This is a genomic window from Roseibaca sp. Y0-43 (assembly GCF_020667835.1).
Classification (GTDB): domain Bacteria; phylum Pseudomonadota; class Alphaproteobacteria; order Rhodobacterales; family Rhodobacteraceae; genus Roseinatronobacter.
In genome coordinates, this window is record NZ_JAFMPR010000001.1 from 409,049 (window position 1) to 428,743 (window position 19,695).

Sequence of the window (19,695 nt, forward strand, 5' to 3'; positions counted from 1 at the left end):
GCCGCCCCTAGCGGTCAGGCTGCAACCCGCTGGGCAGGCTTTCGGGCACGCCCATGCGGCCCTCCAGCGACGCGGGGTCGCTGAGCGCGTCAAGGAATGCCATCAGCATATCCATCTCGCCGTCGGATAGGGCAGGCATTCGATACCGCTCCATCGTGCGGGCGGCGGCGTCTTTGACCGCGCCGACGCGCATCTGGTTCGACAGCGCGGCGTAATCCGGTTCCGCACTGGCCAGTTGCGGCAGCACCGCTTGCGGGCTGTAGCGGTCAAGCCCCGCGACCGGGTCCATGTGGTGGGTCAGGAAGGCGCGCAGGTCGGAAAACGCACCGGCATGACCCCAAGGGCCGTTATGGACCACGTTGCGCAACATCGGCGTGCGGAAGGCGTAGGCATCCGCACGGTCCAGCGTCACGCCCGCGCGGCCAATGTCACGGGTATAGCCGTCCTCGTCACGGTCCTTGCCGGGGCCGATGGGCGGCTCTCCCATGGCGTGGAAGGCCTGATCGCTCAGAAGCGGGCCGGAATGGCATTCGGCGCAGCGCGCCTTGCCGAAGAACAGGCGCATCCCCTCGCCCGCACCGGGCGACAGCGCCTGTTCCTCGCGCAGATAGCGGTCAAAGGCGGTGTCATCGGCGCGGAACTCATGGGCGATGAAGGCGGCAATCGCGTTGCCGATCTCGTCGATGCGCACCGGGGCGGCTTGCCCGCGCCACGCATCGAACCGGCCCCGATACCCTTCCAAAGCGTCAATCCGGGCCGCCAGCAAGGCCCAAGCCCCATCATCGCCATGGATACGCTCCTCGACCACGGCGGTGGCGATCTCGTTCTCGCCCTCGCGACCCGCCATTTCGGCATGGGACAGCACAGGGAAAAGCGCCTGCGCGGCCAGAAGCGTATCGAGCGCCATGTAATCCAGCGGGCCTTGCGGGGTCAGGATGGCACCGGGGTTGGCCGGGTCACGCTCGACCCGGCCATCATGGAACAAGACCCGCAGCTCGGTCACGCCAAGGTTCCAAAGCGCTGGCGCATTGCGGGGAATGCGTTCGTCGGCGGCATGGGGGCCGGTGACGCTGCGTTCCGGCCCAAGCCCGGCGGCGCCGGTGCCCAAGCCCAGCGACACCCCGTCGCCCGAGCCAAGGCTGGGATGGTGGCAGGTCGCACAAGACACGTCCTTGTTGCCCGACAGGATCGGGTCGAAAAACAGGTCGCGGCCTATATCGGCCAAGGCCAGATCGACCGGCGCGAACAGATCGGCGGTCAGCGCCACGGGGCTGGAGGGCTGCGCGAAAGGGCGCACGGGTGGGCGCCGAATGACGACGGGGGCCGCAACACGGGTGCGGCTGGCAGGTGTCGCGCGGGTTTGCGGAACAGAGCGCGGCACCTCTTGTGGCTGCACACGCGCATAGGGGCCGACGCCGAAAATATCGCCCATCAGCGCGCCCGCGCGGGCATCGCCCTGCTCTGCCGCCACGCGCAAGGCGCGGTAGGCGGTGGCGAAGTCCTCCTGCTCCATCGCAGAGAAGCCGCGCTCGACCGACTGGGCCAGTGCCGTCTCAGTTGCCACCGACAGGCAGGTGACAGACGCGCAAATCAACAAGATCTTGTGCATATTCCCCCCAAAAACCGCTCACTTAAATGTGAGGACCAGAGTAACGCAGCCCTTGAGTCGCACAAGAATTTTCTAACCCATGGTCGGGTGCGGGGAATAAACCGCGCGTTACGCACGAAAAAAGGCCGCCCCGAGGGGCGACCTTTCAAGCTTTCGGCAGGTGCCGGGCTGGCTTACATCATGCCGCCCATGCCACCCATGCCGCCCATGTCGGGCATACCGCCAGCGTTCGAGCCCTTCGGCTCGGGCTTGTCGGCGATCATGGCTTCGGTGGTGATCAGCAGGCCAGCAACCGAAGCTGCATCCTGCAGCGCGGTGCGCACAACCTTGGCCGGGTCGATCACGCCGAACTTGAACATGTCGCCATATTCGCCGGTCTGCGCGTTGAAGCCGAAGGTCTTGTCTTCCGACTCGCGGATCTTGCCTGCGACGACCGAACCGTCAACGCCAGCATTCTCTGCGATCTGGCGCAGCGGCGCTTCGATGGCGCGGCGGATGATCGAGATACCGACATTCTGGTCAGCGTTGTCGCCTTCCAGACCTTCCAGCGCCTTCGCACCCTGAACCAGCGCCACGCCACCGCCGACAACGATGCCTTCCTGGACGGCTGCACGGGTTGCGTTCAGCGCGTCATCGACACGGTCCTTGCGCTCTTTCACTTCCACTTCGCTCATGCCGCCGACGCGGATGACGGCAACGCCCCCAGCCAGCTTGGCCAGACGCTCTTGCAGCTTCTCGCGGTCGTAATCGCTCGAGGTCTCTTCGATCTGCGCACGGATCTGGGTGACGCGGGCTTCGATCTCGGCCTTCTCGCCAGCACCGTCGACGATGGTGGTTTCGTCCTTGGTGATCGAAACGCGCTTGGCGGTGCCCAGCATGTCCATGGTCACGCTTTCCAGCTTCATGCCCAGGTCTTCGCTGATGACCTGACCGCCGGTCAGGATGGCGATGTCCTGCAGCATGGCCTTGCGGCGATCGCCGAAGCCCGGTGCCTTGACGGCTGCGATCTTCAGACCGCCGCGCAGCTTGTTCACGACCAGCGTGGCCAGTGCTTCGCCTTCGACGTCTTCAGCGATGATCAGCAGCGGCTTCTGCGACTGGATGACCTGCTCCAGCAGCGGAACCATCGGCTGAAGCGACGAGAGCTTCTTCTCGTGGATCAGGATCAGCGCGTCATCAAGTTCCGCAACCATCTTGTCGGCGTTGGTCACGAAATAGGGCGACAGGTAGCCACGGTCGAACTGCATGCCTTCGACGACATCGGTCTCGGTTTCCAGACCTTTGTTTTCCTCGACGGTGATAACACCTTCGTTGCCGACTTTCTGCATTGCGTCGGCGATCTGGCGACCGATTTCGGCTTCGCCATTGGCAGAGATGGTGCCAACCTGCGCAACTTCATCGCTGTCATTGACCGGACGGGCAGCGGCCATGATCGAATCGACCACTTTCTTGGTCGCCAGGTCGATGCCGCGCTTCAGATCCATCGGGTTCATGCCAGCGGCAACCGATTTCAGACCTTCGCGCACGATGGCCTGGGCCAGAACGGTCGCGGTGGTGGTGCCGTCGCCGGCTTCGTCATTGGTGCGCGAGGCGACTTCTTTCACCATCTGCGCGCCCATGTTCTCGAACTTGTCTTCCAGTTCGATTTCCTTGGCAACCGACACACCGTCCTTGGTGATGCGGGGTGCGCCGAAGGATTTGTCGATCACGACGTTGCGGCCTTTGGGGCCCAGCGTGACCTTTACGGCATCGGCGAGGATGTTGACGCCGCGCAGCATGCGGTCGCGAGCGTTCGTGTTGAATTTGACGTCCTTAGCAGCCATTTTGGTGCCTCCTGGTTGTCTGAATGTGTTGGGTCAGGTGCGAGATCAGGCGATGACGCCCAGAATGTCGCTTTCCTTCATGATCAGCAGCTCTTCACCATCGACGGTGACTTCGGTGCCCGACCACTTGCCGAACAGAACGCGGTCGCCAGCCTTGACAGCGGGCGCGATCAGTTCGCCAGAATCCTTACGAGCGCCTTCACCGGTGGCGATGACTTCACCCTCTGCGGGCTTTTCCTTGGCGGTTTCGGGGATGATCAGGCCGCCCTTGGTCTTCTCTTCACTTTCGACGCGACGGACAAGCACACGGTCGTGCAGCGGTTTGAATGCCATCTGAGAACACTCCTTGGTTCCAGGTTGAATTTGATTAGCACTCGGCATGGGTGAGTGCTAACGGCGCATAGGTAGGCAGGGCGTGACAAGCTGTCAACAGGGGGGATCGGGAAAAATTTTGCTGCGCGTGCAACTAATCGGGCAAGGCACCGTCCCAGTCGGCAAGCCCTTTTTGTCCGGCATCCGACAGGGCGTAGACGCCCTTTTCGACGCGGGCGAACCAGCCGTAATGATTGTCCGACATGATCCGCGTGGCCACCGGAACACCCGTATCACGCGCGACCGCTGCGCCCCGGCTTGGGCCGTATTCAGCAAGATAGGCCGCGCAGCGCAACGCGTCTTGCCGGTAGCCCGTCACCAACCCATGCCGCGTGGCCCCGCCGGCATTGGGATCGCCCTGCCGCCGGTCGAACTCTGCCGCCAGCTTCTTGCGCTTGGCGGCGGATTTGCGCGGGGCATAGGGGCCGGGCTGCGCCAGAACCTCGACCAGCCCATCGCGGGCACGCACCGTCAGCAGGCCCAACCCCAAGCGGCGGCACATGGCGGTGTTGTCGCGCAGGATACGGCGCGCCTGCGCACCTTGCGGGCGCTTCACCGCCAGATAGACCTGATCGCTCAACGCCAGTCGCGCGATGCCTTGGTGGTAAAGCGCCAGCGAAAACCCGAGCTTCATTTCCACGATCACCGGCTCTGGCCCGCCCATGGCAACCAGATCGGCCGCGCCGATCTCGCCCTTGACGGTCAGACCAAGTGCTTCGAAATGCGCCTTGAGATGGGGGTAAAGGTCGGATTCGCGCTGCATGGTCGCCACGTTAGCGACCGACATCGCCGCGCACCAGCGGCCCATGGCCGAACGCCCCCTTTCCCTAAGCGCGTGCGCTGCCTATAACGCGGCAAACGCCAACACGCAGGACGGACCTGACCCATGACCACCCTTGTCTTCGGCCATTATTCCCCCGACACCGACTCGACCGGCTCGCCCATTATCTGGGCGTGGTTCCTGAACGAGGTGAAGAAAATCCCGGCAGAGGCCGTTCTGCTGGGCGAACCCAACACCGAAGCCGCCTTTGTCCTGAAACACTGGGACTGCCCCAAGCCCCGCATCGTGACAGAGATTGCCGACGGCACCCAAGCCGTCGTCGTCGACACCAACAACCCCGGCGAATTGCCCGCCAATATCAACGCGCTGGACGTGACCGCGATCATCGACCACCACAAGCTGGTGGGCGGGCTGGAAACCAAGGGGCCGATCGACATCACCATCCGCCCGCTGGCCTGCACCGCTACCATCATGCACAGCCTGATCGGCAAGCACATGGCACAAGCCCCGCGTTTCGTGAAAGGGCTGATGCTGTCCTGCATCCTGTCGGACACGCTGGAATTCCGCTCTCCCACCACCACGCAGGAAGACCGCGCCATCGCGCACGCGCTGGCAGAGGATCTGGGCGTGGACATGAATGAGCTGGCGACCGCCATGTTCGCCGCGAAATCAGACGTGTCAGCGTTCAGCGATGCCGAATTGTTGCGGATGGATTCCAAGAATTACGAAGTGGGCGGCAAGAAATTCCGCGTCTCTGTTCTGGAAACCACCTCTCCCGACCAGATCCTGTCGCGCAAGGACAGCCTTGTGGCCAGCATGGAAACCGTCGCGACCGAGGACGGCGCAGACCAGGTACTGTTGTTCGTGGTCGATATTCTGCGCGAAGAAGCCACGATGCTGGTGCCCAATGACCTGACCCGCACGGTGGCGGAAAAGTCTTTCGGTGTCAGCGTGGACAACGACACGGTCGTTCTGCCCGGCGTCATGAGCCGCAAGAAACAGATCATCCCGGTTCTGGCGCTCTGAAAGGCCTGACATGACCCGCATCCTACGCAGTTTCGCCGAGGTTTCGGCAATCTATGACCTTGCCTTGGTGGACCTTTGGGGCTGCGTGCATAATGGCGAGGACATCTATCCCGCCGCCGAAGCCGCTTTGATCGCCTTTCGCAAGGGTGGTGGCCGGGTCATTTTGGTCACCAATGCGCCCCGGCCAGAGGCGGGCGTGCGCGCGCGGCTGGACGAGATGGGGCTGTCCCCCGACGCTTATGACGCCATCGCCACCTCTGGCGACGCCGCACAGCAGGGCATGTTGATGGGCGCGGTCGGCACCAAGGTCTGGCATCTTGGCCCGGACAAGGATGACGGGTTTTTCACCGACCTGCCCGATTGGGCGGGCGAGTATCCGGCCATCGAACGCGTCAGCTTCGAGGATGCCGAGGGCATTGTGTGCACTGGCCCGTTCGAGGAGCTGACGGAAACCCCAGAGGATTATCGCGGCCGCCTGCTGGCCGCCAAGGCGCGCGGGTTGAAACTGCTCTGCGCCAATCCCGATATCGTCGTCGATTACGGCGAAACCCGCATCTATTGTGCGGGCGCGATTGCGCAGCTTTACGACCAGATGGGCGGCGAGAGCCTGTATTTCGGCAAGCCGCACCCTCCCATCTACGATTTGGCCCGTCGTCACGCCCAGCGCATTGGCGTGGCCTTTGCCGAGGATCGGATCATCGCCATCGGCGACGGTATCCAGACCGATGTGAAGGGCGGCATGGCCGAGGGGGTGGATACGCTGTTCATCACCGGCGGGCTGGCAGCAGAGGAGTTTGGCCCGGATGTCGAACATCCCGAGCAAGCGTTGCTCGATGCGTGGCTGACCAAGGAAGGGCAATCCCCGACCTATGCCATCGGGCGGCTGCGCTAGGGGCGCCCGCGTGCCTCTTGCGGCAGAATGTCACGCAACATAATTGCACCACAAACCCGGTTCGCTATTATTTTATTACGCAAGGCGCTTGCGCGACTCGGTCAGATAGGCTATTGCTGCACCGCAACATGGCCCTGAACCGAATGGAAAGGCGTGATACGATGTTGGACACTGGCATGAACGATAATTTCCCGCGTGGCACGATCTGCATCGAAGATCTGGAAATCGGGATGGCGCGCCATCTGCAAAAGGAAATCACCGACCGCGACATCGAGTTGTTCGCGGAGGTGTCGACCGACCGCAACCCGGTGCACCTGGACGATTCCTACGCGCAGGACACGATCTTCGAAGGCCGTATCGCGCATGGTATGCTGACCGCTGGTCTGATCTCTGCGGTCATTGGCGAACAGCTTCCCGGCCACGGCACGATCTACATGGGCCAGTCTCTGAAATTCATGGCCCCCGTGCGCCCCGGCGATGTTGTGCGCGCCGAAGTGTCGGTGCTGACCATTGACTACGCCAAACGCCGCGTGACCCTTGATTGTCGCTGCACGGTGGGGGATATGACGGTCCTGAAGGGCGAAGCGACCGTGCTCGCCCCAAGCCGTAAATTCGACTAAGGGGCGCATTTGCCCCGACGAGGGCAGATGCAGGTTTTCCACCATTGGACTGGGCTTGACCCGCAGGCCCGTGGCGCGTCTGTCGCCATGGGCAATTTCGACGGGCTGCATCTGGGGCACCGCGCAGTGCTGGACATGGCCCGCCGCCCCGACGCGCCCTTGGGCGTCGTCACGTTCGAGCCGCACCCGCGCGAGTTTTTCGCGCCAGACGCCCCGCCCTTCCGGCTGATGAACGCCACCGCCCGCGCGCATCGGATGCAGATGCTGGGGGTCGAGCGGCTGTTTGAACTGCCTTTCGATGCCACGCTCTCGCAGCTATCGGCGCGCGACTTCGCCCAACAGGTGTTGCATGACGGGCTTGGCATTCGCCATGTCGTGATCGGCGCGGATTTCTGCTTTGGCAAAGGGCGCGAGGGGACGGCCGCCGATTTGCAGGCCTTGGGGGCAGAGCTGGGCTTTGATGTGACCGTGGCTGATCTGGTCAAGCAAGGCGAGGAGGTGTTTTCCTCGACCGCTATTCGCGCCGCGCTGACCGAAGGCGACCCGCGCCGCGCCGCGCGGATGCTGGGGCATTGGCACCGCATCGAAGGGCCGGTGCTGCATGGCGAAAAACGCGGGCGCGAGCTGGGCTATCCGACAGCGAACATGTCCATCGACGGGCTGCACCCGCCGCGTTTCGGCGTCTATGCCGTGCTGGTCGATGTGATGGACGGCCCCCATGCCGGGCGCTACCAAGGCGTGGCATCCATGGGGGTGCGGCCCATGTTCGGGGTGAACACGCCCAATCTGGAAACCTTCCTGTTCGATTTCAAAGGCGATCTGTATGGCGCCAAGCTGTCCGTCGCACTGGTGGAACACCTGCGCGACGAAGTGGCCTTTGAAGGTATCGAGAAGCTGATCGCGCAGATGAACGCCGACAGCCTTCAGGCGCGGGCCATCCTGAACGCGCTCTAGCGCTTATTTCAACCGCTGCACCACATAAGTGGCCAGGTCCGACAGCATGGCGCGCAAGGGCGTGTCGGGCAGGAGGGCCAAGGCTTCTTTGGCCTTGTCCGACCATGCCAGCGCCTCGGAACGGGTTTCTTCCAACGTGCCGTGGCGGGCGATGATGGCGCAAGCCTGCTCGAAATCGCCGTCCTTCTGGTCGCCCTTGGCGATGGTGCGGGTCCAGAAAGCGCGCTCGTCGTCATCCGCGCGGGCATAGGCGCGGATGATGGGCAGGGTCACTTTCCCTTCGCGGAAATCGTCGCCAATCCGCTTGCCGATGTCGTCGCCTGCGCCGCCGAAATCCAGGAAATCATCCACCATCTGGAAACTGATGCCCAGCGCGTCGCCATAGGTGAAGAGCGCCTGCACCTTGTCATCGGGCGCCGCGGCCAGCACCGCGCCCGCCTCGGTCGCGGCGGAAAACAGCGCGGCGGTCTTGCCCCGGATCACGCGCAGATATTGCTCTTCGGTTGTGCCAAGGTTCTGCGCGGTGGTCAGTTGCAGCACCTCGCCCTCGGCAATCGTGGCAGAGGCATTCGACAGGATATCCAGCACCCGCAACGACCCGCAGGCCACCATAAGCTGGAAGGCGCGCGCAAACAGGTAATCGCCCACCAGCACCGAAGATTTGTTGTCCCACAACAGGTTCGCGGTCGCGCGCCCCCGGCGCTGCGCGCTTTCATCGACCACGTCATCATGCAACAGCGTCGCGGTGTGAATGAACTCGACCGTCGCCGCCAGGTGGTGATGATAGGGGCCGTCATAGCCACACAATTCCGCCGCGGCCAGAACCAGCATGGGGCGGATGCGTTTGCCGCCCGCCTCGATCAGATGCGCGGTCACTTCGGGGATACGCGGCGCATGTTCGGACGCCATGGTCTTGCGGATCAGGGCATTCACCGCGACCAGATCCTCCGACAGATGCGCGGCAAGCGCATCATGCGGGCGATCTTGCATATGTTGCGTGTCCATCTTCTGCATCCCGTCTCGACAAAGGCAGGTCCGCGCCCCTAAATGTTGACCATGAAAGAGCTTTTGCGCACCACGAACCCGACCATCATCCCGTACGCCACCGCCTTGCTACAGGGCGAGGGTATAGAGGTGTTCGATGTGGACGTCCATATGCACACGCTCGAATCGACCTTGGGCATGATGCCGCGCAGGCTGCTGGTGCGACGCGAGGATTTTTTCATGGCCAGTTCCATCCTGCGGGAAAATGGTATTCCGTTGCATGACTGAGTCAACCGAAGCGGACCTGACGCGCGACGCCTTTCTGGGCGGGCATGTCTGGGCATGGCAGCCACGCAACGGCTACCGTGCAGCGACCGATCCGGTGTTCTTGGCGGCCTCTGTTCCCGCGCGCACCGGGCAGTCGGTGTTGGAACTGGGCTGCGGGGTGGGCGTGGCCAGCCTGTGTCTGGCCGCGCGCGTGCCGGGCTTGTCACTTGCTGGTGTGGAACTGCAAACCGATTACGCGGCCCTTGCGCGGCGCAACGCCGCAGAGAACGGGGCCGCCATGACCGTGGCGCAGGCCGACCTGCGCGCCCTGCCCGCCGACCTGCGCAGCCAAAGCTTTGACCATGTCATCGCCAACCCGCCCTTTTACGCGGCGTGCGGGCCTGCCGCGCAGGATGCAGGCCGCGACCGCGCCTTGCGCGAAGATACACCATTGGCCGATTGGCTGGATGTCGGTCTGCGGCGGCTGCGCGATGGCGGCTATCTGAGCGTGATCCACCTGACGGACCGCCTGCCCGATATTCTGGCGGCGCTGCAAGGCCGTGCAAGCGCTGTGGCCCTGCCCTTGGCCGCCCGCGCGCACCGCCCGGCACGCCGAGTGATCGTGCAGGCGCGCAAGAGCGGGCGCAGCCCCTTCGTACTGTTGCCGCCCCTTGTTATCCACCAAGGCGACCATCACCCCGGAGATGGCGAGTATTTCACCGATCCGGTGCGCGCGATCATGCGTGATCTGGGCGCATTGGATCTGGCCAAGATGGCGCGCGGCTAGGGGATTGCCCCGGCCCACGCCCCGTTGCATAGAAGGGCGATGGCCAAGCAACTCGATTACCTCACGATCCGCGAGATCTTTCGCCGCTTTCACGCGGCCGACCCGGAACCCAAGGGCGAGTTGGAGCATGTCAACGCCTACACATTGGTCGTCGCCGTGGCGCTATCGGCGCAGGCCACCGATGTGGGTGTGAACCGTGCGACCCGTGGCCTGTTCGCCGTGGCCGATACACCCGAAAAGATGCTCGCCCTTGGTGAAGAGGGCGTAATCGAGCACATCAAGACCATCGGCCTCTATCGCAACAAGGCCAAGAACATCATCAAGCTGTCGCGTATCCTGGTCGAGCAATATGACGGCGAGGTGCCTTCGTCCCGTGCCGCATTGCAGGCGCTTCCGGGCGTGGGCCGGAAGACGGCCAATGTGGTCCTGAACATGTGGTGGCGTATGCCCGCGCAAGCGGTGGACACGCATATCTTCCGCGTCGGCAACCGCACGGGCATCTGCCCCGGCCGTGATGTCGATGTGGTTGAGCGCGCGATAGAGGACAACATCCCCGCCGAATACCAGCTTCACGCGCATCACTGGCTGATCCTGCACGGGCGCTATGTCTGCAAAGCGCGCAAACCCGCCTGCGGCACCTGCCTGATCCGCGATCTATGCCCATTTGAGGAAAAGACCCTATGAAAACCTACCAGATTGCCGGGATCGGCAACGCCATTGTCGATGTCATCAGCACGGTCGAAGACCGCTTTCTGGAGCGGATGGACATTCACAAGGGCATCATGCAGCTGATCGAACGCGACCGCGCGGAAACGCTGTTTGCGGCAATGGAGGACCGCGCCCAAGCCTCTGGCGGGTCGGTCGCCAATACGCTGGCAGGCGCGGGGGCGCTGGGTTTGCGCGCGGCCTTCGTGGGGCGTGTGAATGACGACGAATTGGGCCGCTTTTACGCGCAGGATTCCGACAAGGTGGGCGCGAAATTCGTGAACGCGCCGGTCAAGGACGGCGAATTGCCCACCTCGCGCAGCATGATCTTCGTCACTCCCGATGGCGAGCGGTCGATGAACACCTATCTGGGCATGTCCGCCGAACTTGGGCCCGATGACGTGGACGAAGCCATCATGGCCGATAGCGAGATCGTCTTCCTCGAAGGATACCTCTTCGACAAGGACAAGGGCAAAGAGGCGTTCCTGAAAGCCGCGCGGACCTGCCGCAGCACCGGGGGCATGGCGGGCATCGCCCTGTCAGACCCGTTCTGCGTGGACCGCCACCGCGCCGATTTCCGCAAACTGGTGGCCGAGGATATGGATTACGTCATCGGCAACGAACAGGAATGGGTGTCGCTTTATGAGGCGAATGACCTGAACGACGCGCTGGCGCAGGCCGCCAAGGAATGCGAGCTGATCGTCTGCACCCGCTCGGGCGACCCGGTCTGGATCGTGCACAAAGGCGTGCGCTTCGAAATCCCGGTTGAAACCACCACCCCGGTGGATGCGACCGGCGCGGGCGACCAGTTCGCGGCGGGGTTCCTGTTCGGGCTGGCCACGGGCTGCGACATGGAAACAGCCGGACGCATGGGCTGCATGGCTGCAACAGAGGTCATCGGCCATATCGGCGCGCGCCCCAAGGCCGATATGCGCGCGGCCTTCCGCGCGGCGGAGCTGCTGGCCTGATTCACGCTTGCGTCATCAAGAGCCGCGGGGCATGGTTTCAGGGGCATTCAGCACAAGGGATTTCCAATGAAAACCGCGACACTCGCCTTTTGTGCGGCCTTGCTGGCCGCACCCGCCACCGCCGACCCGTTTCTGGAAGCAATGAACGCCGCAATCGAAGCCTATCAGGACGGCGATGTGGTCTATGCGCAAGACGAGTTGAATGAGGCGCAACGTCTGCTCTCGGCGATGAAGGCCGATGGGTTGCAGGCGTTTTTGCCCGAAGCGCCTGAAGGGATGACGCGCGAAATAGATCAGGAGGCAAATGCCGTGATGGCCATGCTGGGCGGGGGAACGTCCGCAAATGCGACCTATTCGGGGAACGGCACCAGCTTCACCATCAACCTGATCGCGGATAGTCCAATGGTCGCGCAAATGGCTATGATGCTGAGCAATAATGCTATGGTCACGCAGATGGGTGGGCAGATTGAGCGCATCAACCGCGTGCGCTTCCTGCGGGCCGATGGCAGCCTGCAAGCGATCATCGCGAACCGGATATTGGTTCAGGCCGAAGGGAATGATCTGGACGCGATCATTCCGGTGCTGGAAACCATGGATTTTCGCGCGATGGAAAGCTTCGGAGGCTGACTGGGCCAAACTTGCGCGGGCCGCGCCGCCTTACCATATATCAGCGACATAGTGTCGAGGGGTGCGCAAGATGATGGGTTACACGAAAACCGCCATTCTGATGGCCGCGATGACCGCGCTGTTCATGGCCGTGGGCTATGCCTTGGGCGGTGGCAACGGCTTGCTGATTGCCTTCGTGGTGGCAATTGCGATGAACGGCTATTCCTATTGGAATTCCGACAAGGCCGTCTTGCGGATGCACAATGCGCAGGAATGCAACAGCCAAGTCTACCCGGAACTGGAACGCATGGTGCATGATCTGGCCGATGGCGCGAACATGCCGCGCCCGCGCGTCTATGTCATAAACGAGGATCAGCCCAACGCCTTTGCCACGGGCCGGAACCCGGAAAATGCCGCCGTGGCCGCAACCACCGGCCTGCTGCGTCGCATGTCGCAAGAAGAGGTCGCGGCGGTGATGGCGCATGAACTGGCGCATATCCGCAATTACGACACGCTTATCATGACGATCACGGCGACCTTCGCCGGCGCGATTTCGATGCTGGCGAATTTCGCCATGTTCTTTGGCGGCAATCGTGAGCGCGGCAACATTGTCGTGACGCTTTTGGTCATGATCCTTGCCCCCATGGCGGCGGCGATCGTGCAGATGGCGATCTCGCGCTCGCGCGAGTATGAGGCCGACCGCGTGGGGGCTGCGATCTGCGGCAATCCGCTGTGGCTGGCCTCTGCGCTGGATAAGATTCAAGGCTTTGCCAGCCGTATTGATTATGAGCGCGCAGAGCGTAACCCGCAAACCGCGCATATGTTCATCATCAACCCGCTGCACGCGTTCAAGCGCGACAAACTGTTTTCCACCCATCCCAACACCGAGAACCGCATCGCGGCACTGGTGAAACTGGCGGAAGAACAAGGGCAAAGCCCGTCGCGTGGGCGTTCCAACCCATGGGGCTGACCTGGTTTGACCTGAAGGTGCGGCTGCGCCGCAAGTCTATATGTCACCCCCTGCCCCGTGGGCAGGGGGTTCCGGTTTTCGCGCAACTTCTGACTATTCCGCTGCGAGCCGCGCGTCTGCGGGTGTTGTCAGCGTTTCGAGGTAGTCAGCGATTGCACTGGCGATCTTGGCTTTGCCTTCGACCGGGCTGACACCCTCGCGCTTCACCATCAGTGCACGCTGTTCGCGGCCCTTGGTATCCTCGCCACGCGTGGCCACGACAAGGCCCGCGCGGTCCAGCCGTTTGCTGGCGACGCGGATCAGTTCCTCTTCGGACACCTTTTCAAGATACTTGAACGCCACCGTGTGCATGTCGCGGCCCGCATCCATTGCCAGGTCGATCACCTTCTCGGTCGGCTCCAGCAGCAGCGGCAATTCCGCGCTGCCCGAGACGATCTTTCCATCGACCACCTGCTTGGGCCGGTAATCCGCCACCCCAGCCGAGAAGATGCCCGCGAACAGTCCTTGTTCGACCCGTTCCAGCACCATGTCGCGATAGTCGTCATAGGTGCGCGCGATGCTCAAGCGCATCGGCGCCGAAGGGCGCCACGCGCCATCGCCCAGAAGCAGTTCCGCATCGGCCCCGCGCCATGTGAGTTCCGCCGCGATGTCGGCCCCAAGCCGCCCCCGGAAACGGTTGACGATGCGCCGCACCCCGTCGATGGGCACGGGCGTTGGCCCTGCGGTGACAAGGATGCGCTTGCCCTTGAGGGCCGAGTTCGACAGCGCGCGCCCGACAGAGGTGCAGATCACATCCGTATCGGGCAGGTTATGCTTGCCGTAAGCAGCGCGCGGGGCGATGAAATGCACCCCTTGCGCGGCCAGTCGTTTCGAGTTGTCGACAAGCTGCGCGTTATGCATCGACCCGTGCATGGTGGGCGCGACCAGCACCTGGGTGCGCCCCTGCTCCATCCGGCCCAGCGCCGAGATGAGCGCCGATGTCACGAGCGTGTCGCCAATGCCCTGCGCCATCTTGGCGATGGTATTATGCGTGGCGGGCGCGACCAGATAGGCGTCAAAAGGCGCGCCATCGGACAGGTGTTCGGCGCGCCATGTCAGCCCGTCGACCACTTGGCCAAGGCAAGCCCATTCCAGCGCCTCTCGGGCGACATAGCGGAGCGCGTCGGTGCTGGTGAAGGCGGTGACATCGGCCCCGTGCCGCCGCAGACCCCGCGCGATTTGCGGGGTCTTCATGGCGGCAATGCCCCCGGTGACAAGAAGCGCCACGCGTTTGCCTGCAAGCCGTTCGCTTGCAGGCGGCACGTCATGGTCGCCCATGTCGCTTGGCGTCGGGGCCGAAAAGTCCCAGTCGAAAGTCATACCTGTTCCGCCTTAGCTGACGACGCGCAAACCGGCGCCCAGATCGGGGTGATCGTCTTCGACCCAATTGCGCCACGAACCTTGGGCGCGGTCAAGCCGTGTATTCAGCGCCTCGAACTGCGCGGGCGAGAAGCGGCTTTTCTTGCTCATCTCTTCGTTGAGATGCGGCACGACCTGAATATCGAACGGGTCCACGCCGTTCTTTTCCGCCGTCGGGCTATAGGGTTTGCCGGTCGATACATGCGCGGGCAGCAAATGCGCGTAATCGGGGAAGCTTTCTAGGTAAATGCCCATGCTGTCGTCATTGTAGGACGAATCCGCCGCGTGCCAGCGTCCGCCCAGTTTGACCGCACCGAAATAGTGGCGCACGGTGGGGCGCATCATGGCCAGCCAAGCGCTTGGCATCAGTTTGCCCAGCACCGACATGGACATGGGCATTTCGACGAACCCCGCTTCCAGACCGGCCGCGCGCATGAGCGTGACCTGCAAATTGGCCTTGGTCGTGCACATGCCATTGCCCCGCGCAAGCGTGTCAGAGGCGCGTTCCTGCCAGTTGCCGAAACGGTAGGGCATGGCCTGCACGAAGCGGAAAATCGCGTCTGCCGTGGCCTCTGGCGTGGTGCGGCGCAGGCGGGCGGCGGTGCGGCGGATTTGCGGATGGTCAACGTCGCTCAGGGTTTCGGGATCGGGCAGCTCAGTGGGCGGCGTTGCCGCAGCCAGCGCGCGATCTGCGGCGCGACAAGCTTTGTCCAGCGCGACATGCAGCGACTGAAGCCCCTTGACCGCCCAAGGCTCTGCGCCCCGGTCCAGAACCCAGACCACCGCTTTCTCGCCCTTGACCATGTAACGGCTGCCGTCGCCGTCCAAGTGGCACCCCGGCCCTTGCCAGCCATGTTCCGACACCAGAACACCTTCCAGAACCACGTTCAGCGTTTGCGGGCCGCCGAAGGTAAGGCTCTCGCCCTCCGTCAGGTGGCACAGGGCACCAAGGCCGAATACCCGAGGGGCGTATTGGCCCAGGTAGAGCGCCAGAACGCTATCCTCGAAATGCTCCAATTCATGCGACGCGGGACGGGCCTGCTTCAACTGGTGCAGATGCATGACAATCTCCTTTTTGCGAACGAAGGGGCCGAATCCTGCTTTGGCACCCGTGTCCAGATTACAACCACAGGTTACATTGGCACAGATTATTTCTGAACCGTATAGGATTTTGAAGATATGCGGAAATTGTCGCTAGGCAGGAACCAGTTCGACCCGGCCAGCGGGGGTCAAAAGCCATGCCTTGCGGCCTTCCAGAACCACGGCGGACAAGGGACCGCCATAGGCAGCCGAGCTGTCGATATTCAGCCGGTTGCGGTAGTGCCGCGCACGCGGCAAGGCCGTGTGCCCATGGACGATCAGCGGGCCGTGGTCGCGCGCGTCTTGCAGGAACGGATCGCGAATCCAGAGCAGATCATCCTCTGTCTGGTGCTCTAGCGGGCGGCCCGGACGTAGCCCGGCATGGACGAAAAGCTGCGCCCCAAGGTCGATCACGCGGGGCCGTTCGGCAAGGAAATCCAGATCCTCCGCCGGGACCAGATCGCGGGCTTGCGCCTGCGCCAGTTCAAGATCATCGAACACGGCGGGGTCGACACCGAAATTTTGCAAGGTGGCGCGCCCCCCGATCAGCGGGTGCAGATAGGTCAGCCCCGGCCGCAGCCCCGGATCGCGCCAGTCGGGCTGCCGCACGAAATTCAGCAGCAACCGGTCGTGATTGCCCAGCAACACATCCCAATTCTCGCCCCGCGCGATTCCCTCGCGCAGGTAGCGCAGCACGCCGGGGCTGTCGGGGCCACGATCCACCAGGTCGCCGATATGGATGATCGGGGCGCTGTTGTCGCCATGCGCGTCGCGGTCGCGCGCGATCAGCTCATGCGCGCCGTGCAACAGCGACAAGTGCCCGTGAATATCGCCAATGGCATAGACCTGCATGTGCTACGGCTTCCTGCTCGTGTTTGGGCGCAGTCAACAACGCAAAAAGCCCCGGGTCAACCGGGGCTTTTCGTGTTTCACGTCATGCCTTAGCCCAGAACGAATTCCAGCGGGCGCACCTGCTGGAACAGGTTGGTGCCGCGCAGCGCGGTCAGCGCGTCCTCCGTGGGCGCGCCATCCAGGTAGAGAAGCGCGATTGCATCGCCACCTGCGGCCTGACGGCCAAGCGTAAAGTTCGCAATGTTCACGCCATGCGCGCCAAGCGTGCCACCCAGCGTGCCGATGATGCCCGGCACGTCCTTGTTGGTGGTGTAGAGCATATGCTCACCCACTTCCGCGTCGATATTGATGCCCTTGATCTGAATGAAACGCGGCTTGCCATCCGAGAAGACCGTCCCGCCGATCGAACGCTCGCGCGTCTCGGTCACGACGGTCAGCTTGATATAGCCGTCAAACGCACCCGACTTGTCCTGCGTCGTGGTCGAGATCTGCACGCCACGCTCTTTGGCCAGAACCGGGGCCGAGACCATGTTCACATCGGGGTTGGTGGCTTTCATCACGCCTGCGATGGCGGCGCAGCTCAGCGCTTCGAGGTTCATTTCGGCCACGACACCATCGTACAGGATGTTGATCGCCTTGATCGGCTCATCCGTCAACTGGCCTGCGAAGGCGCCCAGATGACCCGCCAGCTTGACCCACGGGCCCATGACGCGCGCTTCCTCGGCGGTCACAGATGGCATGTTGAGCGCGTTCTGCACCGCGCCCGTCAGAAGGTAATCCGACATCTGCTCTGCCACTTGCAGGGCGACGTTTTCCTGCGCCTCGGCGGTAGACGCGCCCAGATGCGGGGTCACGACCACGCCGGGCAGACCGAACAGCGGGCTTTCGGTGGCCGGTTCGACCTCGAACACATCGAAACCCGCGCCAGCGACATGGCCCGATTTGATCGCTTCGGCCAGTGCGGCCTCATCGACCAGACCGCCACGCGCGCAGTTGATGATGCGCACGCCTTTCTTGGTCTTGGCGATATTCTCGGCCGACAGGATGTTGCGGGTCTTGTCGGTCAGCGGCACGTGCAGGGTGATGAAATCGGCGCGTGCCAGCAGCTCGTCCAGCTCCACCTTGGTCACGCCCAGCTTTGCGGCGCGCTCTTCCGACAGGAACGGGTCGAACGCCACGACCTTCATACGCAGCCCGCGCGCCCGGTCGCAGACGATGCCGCCGATATTGCCCGCGCCGATCACGCCCAAGGTCTTGTTGAACAGCTCGACCCCCATGAAGCGGGACTTTTCCCACTTGCCGGCATGGGTGGATTCGTTGGCTTCGGGGATCTGGCGCGCGACCGCCATCATCAGCGAAATCGCATGTTCGGCGGTGGTGACAGAGTTGCCGAAGGGCGTGTTCATGACGATCACGCCTTTCTTGGACGCGGCAGGGATGTCGACATTATCGACCCCGATGCCGGCGCGGCCGATGACCTTGAGATTGGTCGCTTCGGCCAGAACCTTTTCAGTGACCTTGGTAGCAGAGCGGATGGCCAAGCCGTCATACTGGCCGATGGCGGCCAGAAGCTTGTCCTTGTCCTTGCCGATGGACGGGTCGAAGGTCACGTCGATGCCACGGTCGCGGAAGATCTGGACGGCGGCGTCAGAAAGTTTGTCGGAAATCAGAACTTTGGGTGCGGTCATTGTCGTCGCGCTCCGGACTTGATCCGGAGCCTCCTGTCAAAAGGGGAAAGGGGAGCGGTCCCGGGTCAAGCCCGGGACAGGTGTTTTCGGTGCGGTCAAGCCGCGGCGTCGAGGGCCGCGCGCTCTGCGTGATAGGCCCAGTCAAGCCATGGCATCAGCGCTTCCAGATCGGCGGTTTCCACCGTCGCCCCGCACCAGATGCGCAGGCCCGCAGGCGCGTCGCGATAAGCGCCGATGTCGAGCGCCACACCTTCGGCCTCCAGCCGCTTGGCGACTGCCTTGGCGAAGGCCGCGCCATCGGTGATGGTCGGATCGGTGAATTTCAGGCACACGCTGGTGGTCGAAGCCGTGGCCGGATCTTCGGCCAAGTTCGCGATCCAGTCATTCGCCGCACAGAAACGCGCGATCACGGCCGCATTCGCATCGCAGCGGGCGATCAGCGCTTGCAGGCCGCCAATATCGCGCGCCCAGTCCAGCGCCAGCAGGTAATCCTCGACCGCCAGCATCGAGGGCGTGTTGATCGTCTCGCCCTTGAAGATGCCTTCGATCAGCTTGCCGCCCTTGGTCATGCGGAAGATCTTGGGCAGGGGCCATACGGGGGTGTAGCTTTCCAGACGCTCCACGGCGCGGGGCGACAGGATCAGCATCCCATGCGCGGCCTCGCCCCCCATCACCTTCTGCCAAGAGAAGGTCACGACATCCAGCTTGTCCCAGGGCAGGTCCATCGCAAAAGCGGCACTGGTCGCGTCGCAGATGGTCAGGCCTGCGCGGTCCGCCGGGATCATGTCGCCATGCGGCATACGCACGCCAGAAGTGGTGCCGTTCCATGTGAACACGACATCGGTGTCATAGTCGATCGCCGCCATATCGACGATCTGGCCATACTCGGCGGTCTTCACCTCGGCGTCAATTTTCAACTGCTTCACCGCATCCGTGACCCAGCCCGCGCCGAAGCTTTCCCAAGCCACCATGGTGGTCTTGCGCGCGCCTAGAAGCGACCACATCGCCATTTCCACGGCGCCGGTGTCGGATGCGGGCACGATGCCGATGCGGTAATCATCGGGCACGCCCAGGATCTCGCGTGTGCCGTCGATGGCGGCTTTCAGTTTGGCTTTGCCCACAGCAGCGCGATGCGAGCGGCCCAAGGGCGCGTCCGCAAGTTTCGCAAGCTCGAATGTGGGGATTTTGGCGCAGGGGCCAGAAGAGAAGCGCGGATTGACCGGGCGCTTGGCCGGTTGAGCGGGGTTCGTCATGGTATCCTTCCAGATATGTGCCCTTCGTTGGGGAAGGGTGTCCCGCTGCCGCCATTACGC

At 63.2% G+C, this 19,695-nt stretch carries 20 protein-coding genes; 10 read left to right on the forward strand and 10 right to left on the reverse strand.

Annotated elements, in window-relative coordinates; all coding sequences use genetic code 11:
* Positions 1-7 precede the first annotated feature (7 nt).
* The 4 genes from J1C52_RS02010 to J1C52_RS02025 form a co-directional block, all read right to left on the reverse strand.
* Positions 8-1,609 (reverse strand): cytochrome-c peroxidase, encoded by a 1,602-nt coding sequence (locus J1C52_RS02010; protein WP_227426238.1) that lies wholly within the window; start codon positions 1,607-1,609, stop codon positions 8-10.
* A 173-nt stretch (positions 1,610-1,782) separates the two neighbouring features.
* Complete coding sequence (groL, locus tag J1C52_RS02015; RefSeq protein ID WP_227426239.1) at positions 1,783-3,432, reverse strand: chaperonin GroEL; 1,650 nt, start codon at positions 3,430-3,432, stop codon at positions 1,783-1,785.
* Positions 3,433-3,477: 45 nt separating this feature from the next.
* The gene (locus tag J1C52_RS02020) at positions 3,478-3,765 is read right to left on the reverse strand and encodes a co-chaperone GroES (RefSeq protein ID WP_072245183.1); all 288 of its coding nucleotides are present in this window, start codon (positions 3,763-3,765) and stop codon (positions 3,478-3,480) included.
* A 133-nt stretch (positions 3,766-3,898) separates the two neighbouring features.
* On the reverse strand, positions 3,899-4,567 hold the full coding sequence (locus J1C52_RS02025) for a DUF2161 domain-containing phosphodiesterase (RefSeq protein WP_227426301.1): 669 nt from the start codon (positions 4,565-4,567) through the stop codon (positions 3,899-3,901).
* Positions 4,568-4,690: 123 nt separating this feature from the next.
* On the opposite strand from J1C52_RS02025, the gene J1C52_RS02030 reads away from it, so the two are divergent.
* The 4 genes from J1C52_RS02030 (at position 4,691) to J1C52_RS02045 (ending at position 8,077) form a co-directional block, all read left to right on the forward strand.
* Positions 4,691-5,611, forward strand: coding sequence for a manganese-dependent inorganic pyrophosphatase (locus tag J1C52_RS02030; RefSeq protein WP_227426240.1), 921 nt, complete (start codon positions 4,691-4,693; stop codon positions 5,609-5,611).
* A gap of 10 nt (positions 5,612-5,621) precedes the next feature.
* On the forward strand, positions 5,622-6,503 hold the full coding sequence (locus J1C52_RS02035; protein ID WP_227426241.1) for a TIGR01459 family HAD-type hydrolase: 882 nt from the start codon (positions 5,622-5,624) through the stop codon (positions 6,501-6,503).
* A 176-nt stretch (positions 6,504-6,679) separates the two neighbouring features.
* Positions 6,680-7,123, forward strand: a complete 444-nt coding sequence (locus J1C52_RS02040) for a MaoC family dehydratase (protein ID WP_227426242.1) — start codon at positions 6,680-6,682, stop codon at positions 7,121-7,123.
* A 27-nt stretch (positions 7,124-7,150) separates the two neighbouring features.
* The gene (locus J1C52_RS02045; protein ID WP_227426243.1) at positions 7,151-8,077 is read left to right on the forward strand and encodes a bifunctional riboflavin kinase/FAD synthetase; all 927 of its coding nucleotides are present in this window, start codon (positions 7,151-7,153) and stop codon (positions 8,075-8,077) included.
* 3 nt (positions 8,078-8,080) lie between these two features.
* Here J1C52_RS02045 and J1C52_RS02050 read toward each other — a convergent pair whose 3' ends face one another.
* Complete coding sequence (locus J1C52_RS02050) at positions 8,081-9,082, reverse strand: polyprenyl synthetase family protein (protein WP_227426244.1); 1,002 nt, start codon at positions 9,080-9,082, stop codon at positions 8,081-8,083.
* A 51-nt stretch (positions 9,083-9,133) separates the two neighbouring features.
* Here J1C52_RS02050 and J1C52_RS02055 point away from each other — a divergent pair, with 51 nt between their 5' ends.
* The 6 genes from J1C52_RS02055 to htpX all read left to right on the forward strand — a co-directional run bounded on the left by J1C52_RS02055 (position 9,134) and on the right by htpX (position 13,364).
* The gene (locus J1C52_RS02055) at positions 9,134-9,349 is read left to right on the forward strand and encodes a DUF2007 domain-containing protein (RefSeq protein ID WP_227426302.1); all 216 of its coding nucleotides are present in this window, start codon (positions 9,134-9,136) and stop codon (positions 9,347-9,349) included.
* Positions 9,342-10,115: a tRNA1(Val) (adenine(37)-N6)-methyltransferase gene (locus tag J1C52_RS02060; RefSeq protein WP_227426245.1), complete on the forward strand. Its 774-nt coding sequence runs from the start codon at positions 9,342-9,344 to the stop codon at positions 10,113-10,115. The genes J1C52_RS02055 and J1C52_RS02060 overlap by 8 nt, the downstream gene beginning before the upstream one ends.
* A gap of 39 nt (positions 10,116-10,154) precedes the next feature.
* A complete protein-coding gene (nth, locus tag J1C52_RS02065) occupies positions 10,155-10,799 on the forward strand; it encodes an endonuclease III (RefSeq protein ID WP_227426246.1) in 645 nt (214 codons plus the stop codon).
* Positions 10,796-11,788, forward strand: a complete 993-nt coding sequence (locus tag J1C52_RS02070; RefSeq protein ID WP_227426247.1) for an adenosine kinase — start codon at positions 10,796-10,798, stop codon at positions 11,786-11,788. The genes nth and J1C52_RS02070 overlap by 4 nt, the downstream gene beginning before the upstream one ends.
* Positions 11,789-11,854: 66 nt before the next feature.
* Positions 11,855-12,415, forward strand: coding sequence for a hypothetical protein (locus tag J1C52_RS02075; RefSeq protein ID WP_227426248.1), 561 nt, complete (start codon positions 11,855-11,857; stop codon positions 12,413-12,415).
* Between the two features lie 73 nt (positions 12,416-12,488).
* Complete coding sequence (gene htpX / locus J1C52_RS02080) at positions 12,489-13,364, forward strand: zinc metalloprotease HtpX (protein ID WP_227426303.1); 876 nt, start codon at positions 12,489-12,491, stop codon at positions 13,362-13,364.
* Between the two features lie 93 nt (positions 13,365-13,457).
* Here htpX and J1C52_RS02085 read toward each other — a convergent pair whose 3' ends face one another.
* The 5 genes from J1C52_RS02085 to J1C52_RS02105 form a co-directional block, all read right to left on the reverse strand.
* Positions 13,458-14,723: a phosphopantothenoylcysteine decarboxylase gene (locus tag J1C52_RS02085; protein ID WP_227426249.1), complete on the reverse strand. Its 1,266-nt coding sequence runs from the start codon at positions 14,721-14,723 to the stop codon at positions 13,458-13,460.
* 12 nt (positions 14,724-14,735) lie between these two features.
* A complete protein-coding gene (locus J1C52_RS02090) occupies positions 14,736-15,824 on the reverse strand; it encodes a transglutaminase-like domain-containing protein (RefSeq protein ID WP_227426250.1) in 1,089 nt (362 codons plus the stop codon).
* A 132-nt stretch (positions 15,825-15,956) separates the two neighbouring features.
* On the reverse strand, positions 15,957-16,694 hold the full coding sequence (locus J1C52_RS02095) for a metallophosphoesterase (protein ID WP_227426251.1): 738 nt from the start codon (positions 16,692-16,694) through the stop codon (positions 15,957-15,959).
* A gap of 89 nt (positions 16,695-16,783) precedes the next feature.
* The gene (serA, locus tag J1C52_RS02100) at positions 16,784-18,382 is read right to left on the reverse strand and encodes a phosphoglycerate dehydrogenase (RefSeq protein ID WP_227426252.1); all 1,599 of its coding nucleotides are present in this window, start codon (positions 18,380-18,382) and stop codon (positions 16,784-16,786) included.
* 95 nt (positions 18,383-18,477) lie between these two features.
* Positions 18,478-19,635, reverse strand: coding sequence for a phosphoserine transaminase (locus J1C52_RS02105; protein WP_227426253.1), 1,158 nt, complete (start codon positions 19,633-19,635; stop codon positions 18,478-18,480).
* Between the last annotated feature and the right edge of the window lie 60 nt (positions 19,636-19,695).